This is a genomic window from Streptococcus mitis (assembly GCF_901542415.1).
GTDB lineage: Bacteria > Bacillota > Bacilli > Lactobacillales > Streptococcaceae > Streptococcus > Streptococcus mitis_BL.
Genome location: NZ_CABEHV010000004.1, coordinates 2,095,567 through 2,113,157, shown reverse-complemented (window position 1 = coordinate 2,113,157; position 17,591 = coordinate 2,095,567). Strand labels below are relative to the sequence as shown.

Annotated in this window: 15 protein-coding genes and 1 pseudogene; 6 read left to right on the top strand and 10 right to left on the bottom strand. The window is 42.0% G+C overall.

Annotation, left to right across the window (positions count from 1 at the left end):
* Positions 1-5 precede the first annotated feature (5 nt).
* The 4 genes from FQT24_RS10675 to recJ all read right to left on the bottom strand — a co-directional run bounded on the left by FQT24_RS10675 (position 6) and on the right by recJ (position 5,674).
* The gene (locus tag FQT24_RS10675) at positions 6-707 is read right to left on the bottom strand and encodes a M57 family metalloprotease (RefSeq protein WP_143952991.1); all 702 of its coding nucleotides are present in this window, start codon (positions 705-707) and stop codon (positions 6-8) included.
* A gap of 62 nt (positions 708-769) precedes the next feature.
* On the bottom strand, positions 770-1,549 hold the full coding sequence (locus FQT24_RS10670; protein WP_143952990.1) for an alpha/beta hydrolase: 780 nt from the start codon (positions 1,547-1,549) through the stop codon (positions 770-772).
* A gap of 67 nt (positions 1,550-1,616) precedes the next feature.
* Positions 1,617-3,278: a ribonuclease J gene (locus FQT24_RS10665; protein ID WP_143952989.1), complete on the bottom strand. Its 1,662-nt coding sequence runs from the start codon at positions 3,276-3,278 to the stop codon at positions 1,617-1,619.
* A gap of 173 nt (positions 3,279-3,451) precedes the next feature.
* The gene (recJ, locus tag FQT24_RS10660) at positions 3,452-5,674 is read right to left on the bottom strand and encodes a single-stranded-DNA-specific exonuclease RecJ (protein ID WP_185952571.1); all 2,223 of its coding nucleotides are present in this window, start codon (positions 5,672-5,674) and stop codon (positions 3,452-3,454) included.
* A gap of 176 nt (positions 5,675-5,850) precedes the next feature.
* Here recJ and FQT24_RS10655 point away from each other — a divergent pair, with 176 nt between their 5' ends.
* From FQT24_RS10655 to FQT24_RS10635, 5 genes are all read left to right on the top strand, one after another.
* Positions 5,851-6,609 (top strand): amino acid ABC transporter ATP-binding protein, encoded by a 759-nt coding sequence (locus FQT24_RS10655; RefSeq protein WP_001229568.1) that lies wholly within the window; start codon positions 5,851-5,853, stop codon positions 6,607-6,609.
* 10 nt (positions 6,610-6,619) lie between these two features.
* Complete coding sequence (locus tag FQT24_RS10650) at positions 6,620-7,414, top strand: transporter substrate-binding domain-containing protein (protein ID WP_124787826.1); 795 nt, start codon at positions 6,620-6,622, stop codon at positions 7,412-7,414.
* A gap of 12 nt (positions 7,415-7,426) precedes the next feature.
* Positions 7,427-8,104: an amino acid ABC transporter permease gene (locus tag FQT24_RS10645; protein WP_124787827.1), complete on the top strand. Its 678-nt coding sequence runs from the start codon at positions 7,427-7,429 to the stop codon at positions 8,102-8,104.
* A 9-nt stretch (positions 8,105-8,113) separates the two neighbouring features.
* Positions 8,114-8,773: an amino acid ABC transporter permease gene (locus tag FQT24_RS10640; protein WP_000443889.1), complete on the top strand. Its 660-nt coding sequence runs from the start codon at positions 8,114-8,116 to the stop codon at positions 8,771-8,773.
* 144 nt (positions 8,774-8,917) lie between these two features.
* Entirely contained in the window at positions 8,918-10,108 is a 1,191-nt protein-coding gene (locus FQT24_RS10635; RefSeq protein WP_169435179.1) for a ferredoxin reductase family protein, read from the top strand.
* A gap of 111 nt (positions 10,109-10,219) precedes the next feature.
* Here FQT24_RS10635 and FQT24_RS10630 read toward each other — a convergent pair whose 3' ends face one another.
* Positions 10,220-10,657 carry an Rrf2 family transcriptional regulator gene (locus FQT24_RS10630; RefSeq protein WP_124787829.1) on the bottom strand — a complete coding sequence of 146 codons (438 nt, stop codon included), beginning with the start codon at positions 10,655-10,657 and terminating at the stop codon, positions 10,220-10,222.
* 75 nt (positions 10,658-10,732) lie between these two features.
* Positions 10,733-11,575, bottom strand: a complete 843-nt coding sequence (locus FQT24_RS10625) for a metallophosphoesterase family protein (RefSeq protein ID WP_143952987.1) — start codon at positions 11,573-11,575, stop codon at positions 10,733-10,735.
* A gap of 527 nt (positions 11,576-12,102) precedes the next feature.
* On the opposite strand from FQT24_RS10625, the gene thrS reads away from it, so the two are divergent.
* A complete protein-coding gene (thrS, locus tag FQT24_RS10615) occupies positions 12,103-14,046 on the top strand; it encodes a threonine--tRNA ligase (RefSeq protein ID WP_143952379.1) in 1,944 nt (647 codons plus the stop codon).
* Positions 14,047-14,301: 255 nt separating this feature from the next.
* On the opposite strand, the gene FQT24_RS10605 is transcribed toward thrS, so the two are convergent.
* From FQT24_RS10605 to FQT24_RS10590, 4 genes and pseudogenes are all read right to left on the bottom strand, one after another.
* Complete coding sequence (locus FQT24_RS10605) at positions 14,302-15,351, bottom strand: DUF389 domain-containing protein (RefSeq protein ID WP_143952986.1); 1,050 nt, start codon at positions 15,349-15,351, stop codon at positions 14,302-14,304.
* 142 nt (positions 15,352-15,493) lie between these two features.
* Positions 15,494-15,768: pseudogene (locus FQT24_RS10600) on the bottom strand (ABC transporter permease); the annotation flags it as partial.
* Between the two features lie 75 nt (positions 15,769-15,843).
* Positions 15,844-16,818, bottom strand: coding sequence for a sensor histidine kinase (locus tag FQT24_RS10595; RefSeq protein ID WP_143952985.1), 975 nt, complete (start codon positions 16,816-16,818; stop codon positions 15,844-15,846).
* Complete coding sequence (locus FQT24_RS10590) at positions 16,811-17,488, bottom strand: response regulator transcription factor (RefSeq protein ID WP_143952984.1); 678 nt, start codon at positions 17,486-17,488, stop codon at positions 16,811-16,813. The genes FQT24_RS10595 and FQT24_RS10590 overlap by 8 nt, the downstream gene beginning before the upstream one ends.
* Positions 17,489-17,591: the final 103 nt, after the last annotated feature.

Genomic DNA, 17,591 nt, shown 5'->3' with positions numbered 1-17,591 from the left:
GTCCCCTACTCATTGGTCTCATATAATTTTCGAAGTCTTTCAACATCCTCTTCCTGGATACCATAAAAAGAACCTGCAGGTTGCATGACAGACTTCTCATCTGTATGGTCCAAGCCAATCGCATGCCCCAACTCATGTTCTGCTGTATGGACAATGCGCTCATAGGAATAGCCATAGTTTGGATTGGACAGATAATAGTGATTCAACCGTACCGTGACAGACAAGAATTGCCCCGTCAAGAGATTGGTCTGACTTTCTGCCTCTCCTGCCACAGGAGTACCTCCGTCATTCATCTCCGTAGCCAAGATATCTGCCTTGCTGGCCTCAGTCACCAGTTCAAACTTAAAGGCACCAGTTTGATTCCAATTCTGAATCGCTTCTACATAAGCTTCTTGAAAGCGTGAATCTATCTGCGGATCTAGGTAAATACGAGCAGAAGCCTGCGGCCACCTTCCTTCAGAGTGTTGGTGGCTATCTGTCTGGTTCAACTTAGGCAGTTGCCCTGTTTTTTCCCATTGGTCGATACTTTGTTTACCAATCTTGACTGACAGTTCTGCTTGCTTTAGCGCTCCTTGAAAATCACCGTTCAGATACCAGAGAAGTCCAAAAGCAAAAGCACACAAAAGAAAAGCTATCCAAACTAGACGCCAAAACAAACGCCACACAAAAGAAAAGAAAGCCCCTATCAAACGAAAAATCCAGCGCATGTTCCTCCACCTTTCTAGCAAATAAAGTCTATTTTACTAAAACAAGCTGAAAGAAAGCTAAATTATGACAATCTCTCTTCTAATTTGAAATCGATTGGTAAGGTTGCTAAGAACCGTTCCAATTGTTTTTCCCAGTAGTACCACTCGTGAGTTCCAGCACTATGGCTATAGGTCACATCAAAGCCCAGTTTTTTGAGATTTTTCACTGCTAGATTATTGGCTTCGTACAAGAAATCCTGCTCGCCACACCAAGCCCAAAGCTGGGTCTTTTTGTCCGATTTTTTAGCCAGACTTTCTAGAGAATAAGGACTAGTTGTCCAATCTTTAATCTCTCCAAAAACACCTCTCCAGTAAGCTGGTGTCCCCAGATTTTGGCTTTCAGGAGAAAAATCTTGAAAGCTGAGAGCACCTGAAAAACTAGCTGCATGAGAAAAACGATTTGTAGCAAGAGCCAGTTTGAAACAGCCGTAACCTCCCATAGAGAGACCAGCGATAAAGGTCTTTTCACGCTTGCTAGTCATATTAGGGAAGAAACGTTTTAGAACCTGTGGCAATTCCTCTGCTAGAGCTGTGTAATAGTCAAAACCATACTGGGTATCGGTATACCAACCGTTGCTGGTATTGGGCATAACAACGATGAGATTAGTGCCTCGAAGCAAGCGTTCTACATTAGTACGCTTGAGCCAGCTATTATGGTTGCCAGACATCCCGTGCAGGAGGTACAAGACGGGAATATCTTTACAATCTGGTTCTTCCACTCGATGAGCATCAGGATAGAGGACATTCACTCCCCACTCCATATCCAAAACTTGTGAGTAATACTCGATTTTCATTACTGCCATAATTTTTTCCTCTATTTTTCTATAAGAAAAAGCCGAAACTCGACTTTCTCTCTGTTTATTTCAACAATTATTTCGCTTCCATGACTACTGGTAAAATAGCTGGACGACGCTTGGTTTGGTCAAAGAGGTACTTGGTAAGATTATCACGAACCTTCCCTTTGAGGTCTGCCCAGTCAAAGTCATCTCCTTGAAGATAGTCTTCTACCGTCTGGTTAATCAATTCTGAACTTTCACGGAGAATATCACGACTCTTCTTGAGATAAACAAATCCACGCGTATGCACACGAGCCTTGGCCACAATTTTCTTCTCACGACGGTTAACGGTGATTGCGACGATGAAAATTCCATCTTCTGACAAGACCTTACGGTCACGAAGAACCACATTGCCAACATCACCAATGGCATTCCCGTCAATCAAGACATCCCCTGCCGAAACCGCTCCAGCTGGGACAAAGTCTCCATTCTCATAAGCCATGCTGGTTCCCTTTTTAGGGATAAAAATGCGTTCTGGCAACATCCCAACTGCCATAGCAGCCTTAGCATGGGCATCCAACTCGCGGTATTCTCCTTGAATTGGGAAGAGATACTTGGGTTGCAAGAGATTGATCATCAACTGCAAATCACGCGCATTTCCATGTCCTGACACACGCAAGCTTTGAGTGATCAGTTTGACAACTCCGCCAGCTTGGTAAATCATGTTTTCCACACGCGCCATGACTGCTTCTTTAGCGATAGACGGAGTGGTTACAATATAAACTAGGTCACCGTCCTTGATTTCCACATAACGGTGGCGACCAATCGACATCTTGCGAAGACCGTTGATAGGCTCACCCATACGACCTGTCTCAAGGATAATCAACTCATGGTCTTCAAAGCGAGACATATCTTTTGGCTTAATCAAAAGACTCTCGTTAGCTAGAGACAATTTCTTAAGGCGAATAGCAGTACGGACGATATTTTCAATATCAAATCCTGTCAAGACCACACGGCGGCCTGTTGCATCCGCAGCGTCAAACACCTGCTGGATACGAGAGAGGTTGCTAGCTACTGCTGCAACAATGATACGACCATCCCAGTCCGAAATGGTTTGAGTGATCTCGTCCCCAACTTCACTTTCGCTAGCCACTTGGATATTACTGTCCGCATTGGCTGAATCGCTAAGAAGAGCTAGAACTCCATCACGACCGATTTCTGCCAAACGAGCGAAGTCTGTCGCATAGGATTCACTAGCTGTCTGGTCAAATTTGAAGTCACCTGTATAAACGATGCTTCCTTCAGCTGTCTTCAAGACCACACCCAGACTTTCTGGGATAGAGTGGGTCGTACGGAAGAAGGAAACCACAGTCCCTCCAAAATCAATCTCCGTATTCTCATCAATGACATGGAAATCATTGAATTTCTTAACCGTATCATTTCCTTTGACAAAGAGTTTGGCCAACTCAATGGTCAGTTCAGAGCCAAATACAGGCACCTTGGCTTCAGCCAAGAGATAAGGCAGAGCACCAATGGCATCCGCATGCCCATGGGTCAAGAAAACGCCAGCGATACGGTCGCTATTTTCAAAAAGGTAGTCCATATTTGGAATAACTACGTCCACCCCTAGTTGTTCATTTTCAGGGTACTTCAGACCTGCATCCAAAACGAAAATAGACCCATCGATTTCAGCGATATACATATTTTTCCCATTTTCACGCACACCACCAAGTGTTGTTAAACTGATATTACTCATTTTTCCTCCGAAAGCTTAGTTTATCTTGATTATAGGGTTGCTTACCCTCTTATTCTAAAAGCACTATTACTTTTAGCCGAATCTTTTCCTACCATTATACCATTTTTTTAATGATTTTCAAAATGAAGATTTGTTTTCAAAAAAGAGCTGGTTGCCCAACTCTTTCCTATCTGCTATTCTTTTTCCATTAAAAAGTCATAAATTTCTTGCACGGTACCCAGCGCCATCATTTCTTGGTCTTTGACGGTTTGTTTGAGATTTTGGTAAATCTGACTTTCTCCGATTTCCCGCTTTGCTGCCTCTTTATTGACTGTCATGACACCATCTTTGATCGTCACAAAGCCTAGCTCTTCAAATACTTGAATCATCTTGACCAGCAAGATTTGTTGGATATTAAGATAAGCTGCCAAATCCTTCAGTTTGTAGCGAATATCAAACTCTGGGAACTGGTAGATGGTCTTGTACAATTTGGCAAACTGCTCTCTAGTCCCATAGCCTGTCAGATAGTAGGCCTTGTCAATATCATTTTTGAAATAAACGGCAGAGAAATTCTGTTCCTGAAAAATGGTTTTCAACAGAGTAATATCCTCAGGTATGTTTTTTACGACAACCGCTTCACTAGTCGCTAAATCCGGCACTTCTCCAGAGAAATCCAAGACTGGAACCTCTTCTGGTAAGACTGCATTTTTCCCACGGATGTTAAAAAGTTGAACACCCTCCACACGCGCATCCACCATCATCAACTGCAGGGCAGTTTGCCCATTCCATTGGTTGACAGACAATTTGACTGCCAGCTCTAGATTCTTGGTTTGAGAAAACTCTGTCGCCCATCTGCCTTGGCCAAAGGCCACCACTTCAAAACTAGCCTCACCCTTAGAAATTTTCAGTTTGAGATGGGCATTGCCCGCCCCCATGGTACGGGCACTTTCGACCTGAAAATCCTTTATATAAAAGACAGGTTTCTGATTATCCATGCCAAAAGGTGCCAAACGTTCAAAACTTTTGACTGTTTCCAAGCTAAGTGCTTCCAAATACAGTTCTTCATCTAGATTTAACTTGTTCTTGCCAGCAGCATCCGCTCCTTTTTCACGGACATAATCTTCCAAAACCTGAGATAAATCTGAGAGTTTCTCAACCTCCAGCGTCATTCCTGCTGCGCCAGCATGACCGCCAAATGCGATAAAGAGGTCGCGATGGGGATCTAGGGCTTCAAAAATATCGACCGCTTCCACACTACGAGCACTACCCTTGGCACGACCGTCCTCTATATTGAGAACGATGACTGTCTGCCCTAGTTCTTCCAACAAACGACCAGCGACGATACCCAGAACCCCAGAATTCCAGCCTTCCTTAGCCAAGACTTGGACCTTCTTCTCAGGGTCCACCATGGTCTTAGCTTCTTCATAGATAGACTGGACGATTTCCTTGCGCTCTTCGTTTTTCTGATGAATCATGAGAGCAATCTCATGTACTTCCTCATCATCAAAGCCAGTCAGCAAATCAATGGCAGGATTGGGATCATCCAAACGGCCCAAAGCATTCAAACGAGGGGCAATCTGGAAACCAACCGTTTCTTCTGTTACCTCGTTGGCGGCAATCCCAGCCATATCCAGCATTTCTTGTAAACCAATGCGCTGAGTATGTCCCAACATTTCCAGACCATATTGAACCAAGATACGGTTCTCATCTGTCAAACTAACCATATCAGCAATGGTACCAATAGCGACCAAATCAAGCAATTCCACTTGTACTTCTTCTAAAAGGGCACAAGCCAGCTTGAAAGCAACTCCACAACCAGCCAAATATTTGAAAGGATAGTCCGCATCTGGATGTTCAGGATGGACAATAGCATAGGCATCTGGTAAGGTTTCAGGCATAGAATGGTGGTCAGTCACAATGACATCTACTCCCATAGACTGGGCCAATTCAATAGCCTCGTGACCCGCAACCCCATTATCCACCGTCACAATCAAGGAAATTCCTTCTTGCTCGATAAAATATTTGTAAACACTGGCATTAGGTCCATAACCGTCGGTAAAACGATTGGGCAAGTAAACACGGCACTCAGCACCAAGCTGTTCCAAACTTTCCTTAACAATAGAAGCCGAAGTCATACCATCCGCATCGTAATCACCGTAAACGAGGATATTTTCCCCTTCTTCAATGGCCTGACGAATCCGTTCCACTGCCTTATCCATATCATGGAGCAGATAAGGGTCATGCAAGTCCTCTAAGGAAGGCTCTAAAAACTTCTTCAGACTTTCTTGGTCCTGAATTCCTCTTTCAAATAATAACCGAGCCACCTCAGGACCCAGTCCAGCCTTCTTGGCTATCTTTGTAAAATCCGCATCTTCTACTTGCGGGGCAAACTGCCATTCATAAGTAGGTGTTATCAAAAAGACATCCACTCTTTCTAAGAATTCTATCGCTTCATTATAACACGATTTAGACGTTTTCTCTATCCAGATTGCTTTTTTATAAAATTTTAGTGAATTTTTTCAGATATGATTTGACAAGACAAATCTTTTGGTGTAGAATCATGTTATAAAATCTAACACAAAGGAGATTCCTTATGGCTTTAGTAGAATTTGAACACGTCGAAAAATATTACGGAGATTACCATGCACTCCGCGACATCAATCTCCGTTTTGAAAAAGGGCAAGTTGTTGTACTCCTAGGTCCTTCTGGTTCTGGTAAGTCCACTCTTATCCGCACCATCAATGGTTTGGAGGCTGTAGACAAAGGAAGTCTTCTAGTAAATGGTCACCAAGTTGCTGGTGCCAGCCAGAAAGATTTGGTGCCCCTTCGCAAGGAAGTCGGCATGGTTTTCCAACATTTCAACCTCTATCCGCATAAAACAGTGTTAGAAAACGTAACACTAGCACCCATAAAAGTTCTAGGAATTGATAAAAAAGAAGCTGAAAAAACAGCCCAAAAATATCTGGAATTTGTAAATATGTGGGACAAGAAAGATTCTTATCCAGCCATGCTATCTGGTGGACAAAAACAACGGATTGCCATCGCACGTGGACTCGCTATGCATCCTGAACTCCTCCTCTTTGATGAGCCAACATCTGCCCTAGACCCTGAAACTATCGGCGATGTTCTAGCAGTTATGCAAAAATTGGCCCACGATGGTATGAATATGATTATCGTTACTCATGAAATGGGCTTTGCCCGTGAAGTTGCGGATCGCATCATCTTTATGGCTGACGGAGAGGTTTTGGTGGATACGACAGATGTTGATGACTTTTTTGACAATCCAAGCGAACCTCGTGCCCAACAATTTCTCAGCAAAATCATCAACCACGAAAGTGACAAAGTTAAATAAGGAGGCGCCTATGAAAAAGAAATTCTTTTTATCAGCATTATTGATTAGCCTTTTCGGTCTTGCTGCTACAAAACCAGTTCAGGCTGATACCAGTGTCGCAGACATTCAAAAGAGAGGCGAGCTGGTTGTTGGTGTCAAACAAGACGTTCCCAATTTCGGTTACAAGGATCCCAAGACAGGAACCTATTCTGGTATCGAAACTGATCTGGCCAAGATGGTAGCTGATGAGCTCAAGGTCAAGGTTCGTTATGTGCCAGTTACAGCACAAACTCGCGGACCCCTTCTAGACAATGAACAGGTCGATATGGATATCGCGACCTTTACCATCACAGACGAACGCAAAAAACTTTATAACTTTACCAGCCCCTACTACACGGACGCTTCTGGATTTTTGGTCAATAAGTCTGCCAAAATCAAAAACATTGAAGACTTAAACGGAAAAACCATCGGAGTTGCCCAAGGTTCCATTACCCAACGTCTAATTACCGAACTGGGTAAAAAGAAAGGCCTGACCTTTAAATTCGTCGAACTTGGTTCCTACCCAGAATTGATTACTTCCCTTCACGCTCACCGTATCGATGCCTTTTCCGTTGACCGTTCTATCCTATCTGGCTACATCAGTAAGCGGACAGAACTACTAGATGATAGTTTCAAGCCATCTGACTACGGTATCGTTACTAAGAAATCAAATACAGAGCTCAACGACTATCTTGATAACTTGGTCACTAAATGGAGCAAGGATGGTAGTTTGCAAAAACTTTATGACCGTTACAAGCTCAAACCATCTAGCCATACTGCAGATTAAGGAGGATACCCCATGACAGATTTATCATCTTGGACAGCCTATTTTCAGGATTTTGGACAATTTTTCAATGGTTTCCTCTTCACCCTTTCCCTAGCAATCGGATCCTTTATCCTAGCCATGGTTTTGGGCATCTTCTTTGGAGCCATGTCAACCAGCAAGCGTCCAATATTGAGAATTTTGGCTCGCATCTTTGTTGAATTTTACCAAAACACTCCCCTTTTGGTGCAATTTGTCATCGTCTTTTATGGTCTACCTCTTATCAGTGACCATATCATCATGATTCCGATTTATTGGACAGCCGTTCTCTGCGTGGGACTCTATCACGGTGCCTATATTGCTGAGGTGATTCGCTCAGGTATTCAGTCTATTCCTAGCGGTCAGATGGAAGCTGCCTTATCGCAAGGTTTTACCTATATCAGTGCTATGCGCTTGATTATCTTGCCTCAGGCTTTTCGTATCATTCTCCCTCCTTTGACCAACCAAATTGTTAACCTCATCAAAAACACCTCTACAGTCGCTATCATCTCTGGAGTAGATTTGATGTTTGTGACCAAGTCTTGGTCGGCTCTTAACGGAAACTATATCCCAGCCTTTCTAGGCGCTGCCCTGCTCTACTTCTCTCTATGCTTCCCTGTTGCCCAGTTTGGTCGCAAGATGGAGCAATCCAACAAAAAAGCCTATTCACTTTAGGAGGTTACTATGGAATCCATTTTAGAAGTTTTAACCCCAGATAACCTAGTCTTTATCTTTAAAGGATTTGGCTTGACCCTCTATATTTCTCTAATTGCCATCGTTCTCTCTACCCTTATCGGGACAGTGCTAGCAGTTATGAGAAATGGGAAAAATCCTGTCTTGCGCATCATCTCCAGCATTTACATCGAGTTTGTGCGCAACGTTCCCAACCTCCTCTGGATCTTTACTATCTTTTTAGTGTTCAAGATGAAATCCACACCAGCAGGAATCACTGCCTTTACCCTCTTTACATCAGCGGCTCTAGCTGAGATTATTCGAGGCGGTCTCAATGCTGTGGACAAGGGGCAATACGAAGCAGGAATGTCGCAAGGATTTACCTCAGCCCAAATCCTCTACCACATCATTCTCCCACAAGCCATTCGTAAAATGCTGCCAGCTATCATTTCTCAGTTTGTAACCGTGATTAAGGATACCAGTCTTCTCTACTCTGTTATCGCCCTACAAGAACTCTTTGGAGCCAGCCAAATTCTCATGGGCCGTTATTTCGAACCAGAGCAGGTCTTCAGTCTGTATATCCTGATTGCCCTCATCTACTTCAGCTTTAACCTAGCCATTTCTAGTTTGTCTCATATGCTAGCAAAACGTTGGCAACAAGCTGCAGAATAAACAGCCACTCTCCAGTTCAATTGGAGAGTTTTTTTGATGATAGTAGATATTTATATACCTCAATTTGACACCATACTTTTTCTATGATAAAATGTAACAAATTTATTTACAACAAATCAAAATATTAATGAAATGGAATTTTCTATGAAATCAATCAAAGGACTACTCTTTATCATAGCTAGTTTTCTCTTGACTATTTTAACTTGGATGAGCACTTCTCCCCAATTCATGATTCCAGGACTAGCTTTAACAAGCCTATCTCTAACTTTTATCCTAGCCACTCGTCTCCCCCTACTAGAAAGCTGGTTTCACGGTTTGGAGAGAGTCTATACTGTCCACAAATTCACAGCCTTTCTCTCCATCATCCTACTAATCTTGCATAACTTTAGTATGGGCGGTCTGTGGGGCTCTCGCTTATCCGCTCAGTTTGGCAACCTTGCCATCTATATCTTTGCCAGTATCATCCTTGTCGCCTATTTAGGCAAATACATCCAATACGAAGCTTGGCGATGGATTCACCGCCTTGTTTATCTAGCCTATATTTTGGGACTCTTTCACGTCTACATGATGATGGGCAATCGTCTCCTTACATTTAATCTTCTAAGTTTTCTTGTTGGTAGCTATGCCCTTTTAGGCTTACTGGCTGGTTTTTATATCATTTTCCTTTATCAAAAGATTGGATTCCCCTATCTAGGGAAAATTACTAATCTCAAACGCTTAAATCACGATACTATAGAAATTCAAATCCATCTTAGCAGACCTTTCAACTATCAATCAGGACAATTTGCCTTTCTAAAGATTTTCCAAGAAGGCTTTGAAAGTGCTCCGCATCCCTTTTCTATCTCAGGAGGTCATGGTCAAACTCGTTACTTTACTGTTAAAAATTCAGGTGACCATACCAAGAATATCTATGACAATCTTCAAGTCGGCAGCAAAGTAAGCGTAGACAGAGCTTACGGACACATGATCATAGAAGAAGGACGAGAAAATCAGGTTTGGATTGCTGGAGGCATTGGGATTACCCCCTTCATCTCTTACATCCGTGAACATCCTATTTTAGATAAACAGGTTCACTTCTACTATAGCTTCCGTGGAAATGAAAATGCAGTCTATCTAGATTTGCTCCGTGACTATGCTCAGAAAAATCCTAATTTTGAACTCCATCTAGTAGACAGTAGGAAAGACGGCTATCTTAATTTTGAGCAAGAAGAAGTGCCCGAACAGGCAACCGTCTATATGTGTGGTCCTCTTTCTATGATGAAGTCACTTGCCAAACAGATTAAGAAACAAAATCCAAAAACAGAGCTTATTTACGAAGGATTCAAGTTTAAATAACCACTCATACTCTCCTGGAATTTCCCAGGAGTTTTTTCTACGCAGTCTCAAAAAAACACTGCCAGATTTCTAGCAGTGTTTTGACATTTCATTTGCAGGCATCTATCCCTCTTAATCCTTCATTTGACTCTCTGCATCGGCCACGACTTGTTCTAGACTGGTCTGACCAAGCTCTGCCTCCATCGCCAGCTGAATTCTCTCCAGTTTTTGATCCAAAACATCATGAATACGAGCTCCAACTGGGCAATTTGGATTTGGATTGTCATGGAAACTGAAGAGTTGACCTGTCTTACCAAGACACTCGACCGCTTGATAAACATCTAAAAGACTAATGTCTTTGAGGTCCTTGACAATCTCTGTTCCCCCTGTTCCACGCGCTACTGAAATCAGCTCTGCCTTCTTCAACTGGGACAAGGTCTTTCTGATAATGACTGGATTGACCCCGACACTAGCAGCCAGAAAATCACTGGTCACCTTGCTTTCCTTCCCCTTGAGGGCAATGATTATCAGCATATGAGTCGCAATGGTAAATCTACTTGGAATTTGCATCCTCTTCTCCTTTTTACGAGGCTACCCTGCCTCTACTCTTCTTTTTCTTTTATTATACCCTTTTTAGTTGTAATGTCAATCATTACCACTTTTCAACCAGGCATCTAACTCCCGATCGTAGCCCTCTTTCTGGGCTAATTTTCTCAAAAATTCCTGATTGTGAGTATGATGGATACCATTGACCAGACTTTCATAGTAAACCTTAAAATAGGGAAGTTTGAGGTCTTTAGCCAACTGCAATTCAGCTACCACATCGTAGTCTACCCGTCGGAAGTCCATATCTACCAATCCCTTGTCATCAAACTCTAAAATCATATACTGGGCCCGTAAGTCCTTCCGTAACTGGGCATCTAGAAAGAAAGGCTGCCCAATCGAACCTGGATTGACAATCAATTGACCACCAGTCCCGTAACGAAGCAACTGCTGATGAATATGACCATATACAGCGATATCACAAGGTGGATTGGTCACCAAGCGGTCAAAATCCTCTTGCGCTCCAGTATGAATCAACTCTCTCCCCCAGTTCTTATCAGGAAGATGGTGGCTAATTCCTACCGTCAAATCCCCAAACTGACGATGAATCTGTAGAGGTTGATTGTGGAGCATTTCGATTTCTTCTAGGGAAATTTCCTCTAAAACATACTGGCACTGGCGCAAGAGATAGCGTTGACTAGGACGAGTGCTATCCAATTCCTTGCGGACACCATGCCAAAGACTGTCTTCCCAGTTTCCCAAAACTCTAGCCGTAATCGGTAGTTGATCCAACAAGTCCAAAATCCTTCTACGCCCTGTTCCTGGCATGAGAATATCTCCCAAAAGCCAGTATTCATCCACTCCTAGCTTCCGAGTATCTTCCAAAACAGCCTCCAAGGCTGTAGTATTTCCATGAATATCTGAAAGAAGAGCTATTTTTGTCATTCTTTCTCCTCATTTCCTCTTATATATCTTTTTAATATTATAACAAAAAATACTGTATAATGGTTACCTTTGACTCACTCTTACTAAATCCAGAACACTACTTTTATCAAGGTACAGACTTATCAAAAAGATGATTTCACATTACTCCTAACAAAGCATAGCAAGCACTTTTTAATGAAGAAAATTCAAAAAAATCTACAAATATCTTGAAAATTTTCACAATCATGCTATAATAATCCATAGAGACAAGTCACTTAGTCCCTTTCTACTAGAGAGTGCGTGGTTGCTGGAAACGCATAGAAAGCCTAAACTGATACTACTCGTGATTTTTTATGAAAACATAAAACGGTGGCTACGTTAGAGCCAATCAGAGGTGTCCCTCTCTTTTGAGGAACATAAATGAAGGTGGAACCACGTTGCGACGTCCTTTCGAGGATGTTGCTTTTTGTTTCTCTTTATTTAAGACTGCGAAATAGGCAAACACTTCTGCTTTAGAAATAATGGATAACCAATATAAGGAGAACATCATGATTAACATTACTTTCCCAGATGGCGCTGTTCGTGAATTCGAATCTGGCGTTACAACTTTTGAAATTGCCCAATCGATCAGCAATTCCCTAGCTAAAAAGGCCTTGGCTGGTAAATTCAACGGCAAACTCATCGACACTACTCGTGCTATCACTGAAGATGGAAGCATCGAAATTGTGACACCTGATCACGAAGATGCCCTTCCAATCTTGCGTCACTCAGCTGCTCACTTGTTCGCCCAAGCAGCTCGTCGTCTTTTCCCAGACATTCACTTGGGAGTTGGTCCAGCAATCGAAGACGGTTTCTACTACGATACTGACAACACAGCTGGTCAAATCTCTAACGAAGACCTTCCTCGTATCGAAGAAGAAATGCAAAAAATCGTCAAAGAAAACTTCCCATCAATTCGTGAAGAAGTTACTAAAGACGAGGCACGTGAAATCTTCAAAAATGACCCTTACAAGTTGGAATTGATTGAAGAACACTCAGAAGACGAAGGCGGTTTGACTATCTACCGTCAGGGTGAATACGTGGACCTTTGCCGTGGGCCTCACGTTCCATCAACAGGTCGTATCCAAATCTTCCACCTTCTCCATGTAGCAGGTGCTTACTGGCGTGGAAATAGCGACAATGCTATGATGCAACGTATCTACGGTACAGCTTGGTTTGACAAGAAAGACTTGAAAAACTACCTTCAAATGCGTGAAGAAGCTAAGGAACGTGACCACCGTAAACTTGGTAAAGAGCTTGACCTCTTCATGATTTCTCAAGAGGTTGGTCAAGGACTTCCATTCTGGTTGCCAAATGGTGCGACTATCCGTCGTGAATTGGAACGCTACATCGTTGACAAAGAGTTGGCTTCTGGCTACCAACACGTCTACACTCCACCACTTGCTTCTGTTGAACTTTACAAGACTTCTGGTCACTGGGATCATTACCAAGAAGACATGTTCCCAACTATGGACATGGGTGACGGGGAAGAATTTGTCCTTCGTCCAATGAACTGCCCGCACCACATCCAAGTCTTCAAACACCATGTTCACTCTTACCGTGAGTTGCCAATCCGTATCGCTGAAATCGGTATGATGCACCGTTATGAAAAATCTGGTGCCCTCACTGGTCTTCAACGTGTACGTGAAATGTCACTCAACGACGGTCACCTCTTTGTTACTCCAGAACAAATCCAAGAAGAATTCCAACGTGCCCTTCAGTTGATTATCGATGTTTATGAAGATTTCAACTTGACTGAATACCGCTTCCGTCTCTCTCTTCGCGACCCTCAAGATACTCACAAGTACTTTGATAACGATGAGATGTGGGAAAATGCCCAAACTATGCTTCGTGCTGCCCTTGATGAAATGGGCGTGGACTACTTTGAAGCCGAAGGTGAAGCAGCCTTCTACGGACCAAAATTGGATATCCAGGTTAAGACCGCTCTTGGTAAAGAAGAAACACTTTCAACTATCCAACTTGACTTCTTGCTTCCAGAACGTTTCGACCTCAAATACATCGGAGCTGATGGTGAAGAACACCGTCCAGTCATGATTCACCGTGGAGTTATCTCAACTATGGAACGCTTCACAGCTATCTTGATTGAGAACTACAAGGGAGCCTTCCCAACATGGCTTGCACCACACCAAGTAACCCTCATCCCAGTTTCTAACGAGAAACACGTGGACTACGCATGGGAAGTAGCGAAGAAACTCCGTGACCGCGGTGTCCGTGCTGATGTGGATGAACGCAATGAAAAAATGCAGTTTAAGATCCGTGCTTCACAAACAAGCAAGATTCCTTACCAATTAATCGTTGGTGACAAGGAAATGGAAGACGGAACAGTCAACGTTCGTCGCTACGGCCAAAAAGAAACACAAACTATCTCAGTCGATGACTTTGTTCAAGCTATCCTTGCTGATATCGCCAACAAATCACGCGTTGAGAAATAAGATATAAAACCTGGGATAAAATCCTAGCTACCTAAAAAGCAACAACTATTTCAGCTGTTGCTTTTTATATTTTTACTCAATGAAAATCAAAAAGCAAACTAGGAAGCTAGCCGCAAGCTGTACTTGAGTACGGTAAGGCGACGCTGACGTGGTTTGAATTTGATTTTCGAAGAGTATTATTTAATCCGAGCTAGTAGTGATTGACCAAACCACCACACAAGATTTGCTTTCATGAGTTGGATAAGGTCAATATCCTCATTCCTTGTCTGCTTCATTTTCTTTTACGAGATCTTTTTGTGAATCTTTTTCAGAGAGTTTTTGATCGATATACTTGTTAATGGTTTCATAAAATTCCTTGGTCATCTCACTATCTAATTTTGTCGAATTATGAACTTGATTGATTTTCAATTGGACAGATTGAATACCGTAAGAGGCTTGTTTTTGGTGGAGCGTTTCTAATTCTTCTTCTGAAATCGGATCTCCAACAACCGTCAAGACCAATTCATTGTTCCTTGACTTGTAGACTTGATTAATGACCGTGTGATTGGAGAACTCTTTTCCTACAAACTGTTTGATTCCTTCTTTTCGCGCTTGATCTATCGTCAGAGTGATTGCTGAATAGCTGGCTGGAAGAATCAATAATACAATCAAGGATATCAACCCAATTCTCATTTTAATATTTAGCTCTTTAAATGAACTTAAGGGAGATTTTCTCATCAAAATTCTTGTTCCAACAATATTGGTTAGCATGATAAAAACACAGTTGATCAAGAAAAGATAGAGAGCTCCAAATAAAAATCGTACATTTCCATTAGCTAAACCATAGCCTGCAGTACAGATAGGTGGCATCAGAGCTGTTGCAATGGCTACTCCTGGCACAATATTATTTGCTTCTTTTTTCCTTGACCCAATGACACCTGCTATCCCACCAGCAATAGCAATGAGAACATCCCAAATGGTTGGAGAAGTTCGTGCAATCAATTCGCTACTTGCATAAGATAAGGGAGAAATCCAGAAATATAGAGTCGAGACAAGCAAACTGACCAATACTTGAGTAAATAAAACCTCTAGAGATTGCTTGATTAAACGCGTATCAAAAATAGCTAAACCAAATCCGAGTCCAACAATCGGTGTCATAAGAGGGGAAATCAGCATGGCTCCAATAATGACAGCTGTTGAATTCATATTTAGGCCGATAGAGGCAATAAAAATCGCACACATCAAAATCACTGTATCTCTTAATCGAACATGAAGATCATCATATAATTTCTCACGGTATTCACGTGTTGAATAGTTTCCGGTCATTGGTTACTCCCTTTATTTCATATAATCTTGTTTCTGCATGGATGATGGTAGAGAGACTTCTATCCAATCTTACATATTTTTCTTCTCACCTGTTATTCTTTTGAAAATTATCCTTTAAATATCCGTCAGTCTATCCTTAACATTATATCAAAAATTTTACAGTCTTTCTCTGAAGAAATCTATCAATTGAACAGATAGAGAAAGTTATCGTCAACCTCATGGCATCATCGACTACTTCAATGACCTCTAGAACCAAACTAAGTATATGATAAACAAAGGCCAATGGAAAAATGCAAAAATTACAGGAAGAAAACTGTCAAGATTTGCTTGTTATTAGTTTGCTTAATCTGCTTTTGATCTAGACCTACCTTTTCGTTCGTGGTCTTCATATCCCTCAAAGATTTGTTTATAGTAGATAAAATAATTTACTAGGATACACAGTTAAAGATAGAAAAGCCCAGTTGTTTTACCCTGGGCTCTTATCTACTCTTCTCACTCAAGGACTAGGTTCACTTGAGCAAATCTAATCCGCACTATCGTTCCTTTTCCAACCTCAGACTCGATACAAATCTGGTGCCCCAGTTCTTCAGAAATTTTCTTAGATAGGTAGAGGCCAAGTCCAGATGATTGCTGGGTCAGGCGCCCATTATATCCTGAAAATCCACGTTCAAAGACTCGGAGGACATCACTGTTTTTTATCCCGATTCCCGTATCCTTGATACAGAGTTCCTGGCCTTCCATATAAATCTCCAGGCCACCTTCCCTGGTGTACTTGAGACTGTTTGAGATGATTTGCTCAATAACCACTAGCAGCCACTTTTTATCCGTCACGATTTCTTTATCAAGGTCATGTAGATTGACATTTAAGCCTTTTTGAATAAAGAAAAGAGCATATTTACGAATTATTTCCTTAACCAAGTCCTCAATTTGAACCTGCTTTAAGACCAAATCATCATGGAAACTTTCTAAACGCAGGTACTGTAAAACTAGATTGGTATAGGAATCAATCTTGAAAATTTCCTGTTCTAATTGCTGCTTCAGTTGGCGGTCGACTACTTCTGCAACTAAGAGTTGACTGGCCGCAATGGGGGTCTTAATCTGATGGACCCACAAGGTATAGTAATCCAGTAAATCCGTCAGTTTTCTTTCTGCGTCTGACCTCTGCTGATAGAGTTCCATCTCACGCGCTTCTAATTTTTCTGCTAAAGCTCTTTCCAAAGGAGATTTGGCTTCCCTCTCCCCATAGAGAATTTCCTGGCGATAGACCTGCATTTCTACCAATATGTCCCAAGTGAAAAATAAGATGGTTACAAAGCAACACAAGAGAAAAAAATAGAGAAAGTAAATTCCTAAACTGGCAAATAAAAACTGAAAGAGTAAGACCAGAAACGTCAAAGAAATCAGATAGACAAACAGACGACTACGGGAACGCAGATAGGCTAGAAAAAATTGTTTCCAATCAAGCATGCTTCAGTCCGTACCCTATCCCTTTCTTGGTCTCGATAAATCCTACCAAGCCCTGCTCTTCCAATTTTTTACGCAAACGAGCAACATTAACAGAGAGGGTATTATCATCAATGAAAAAGTCACTGTTCCAAAGTTCCCGTATGAGGTCGTCACGTGCTACGATATTTCCTGCGTGTTCAAACAAAACGCGTAAAATCTGGAATTCGTTCTTGGTCAAATTCAATACTTGCCCTTGATAATGTAAATCCATGGATTTGGTATTGAGGATCACACCAGCATATTCCAGTAAACTCTCATCTCGCCCAAACTCATAGGAACGGCGCAACAAGCCCTGAACCTTGGCTAGAAGAACCTGCTGGTCAAAAGGCTTGGTCACAAAGTCATCCGCCCCCATATTGATTGCCATGACAATATCCATAGCCTGGTCTCTGGAAGATAGAAACATAATAGGCACCTTGGAAATCTTGCGAATCTCCTGACACCAGTGATAGCCATTAAACAAAGGCAGTCCAATATCCATGAGGACCAGATGAGGCTCCGACTGAACAAATAGACTCAAAACTTCCATAAAATCTTCTACCAGAACCACTTCAAATCCCCATTCAGAGAGCATTTTCCCGACCTGTTGACGAATGACCTGATCATCTTCTACTAATAAAATCTTGTGCATGCGCTCCTCCTTTTCTATTATTATAACAGATTTTTCCATGCTAGAAGGGCTGAATTTGGGAATAGGAACTATAATTTTTGTAGTAGATAAATCCTCTATAGAT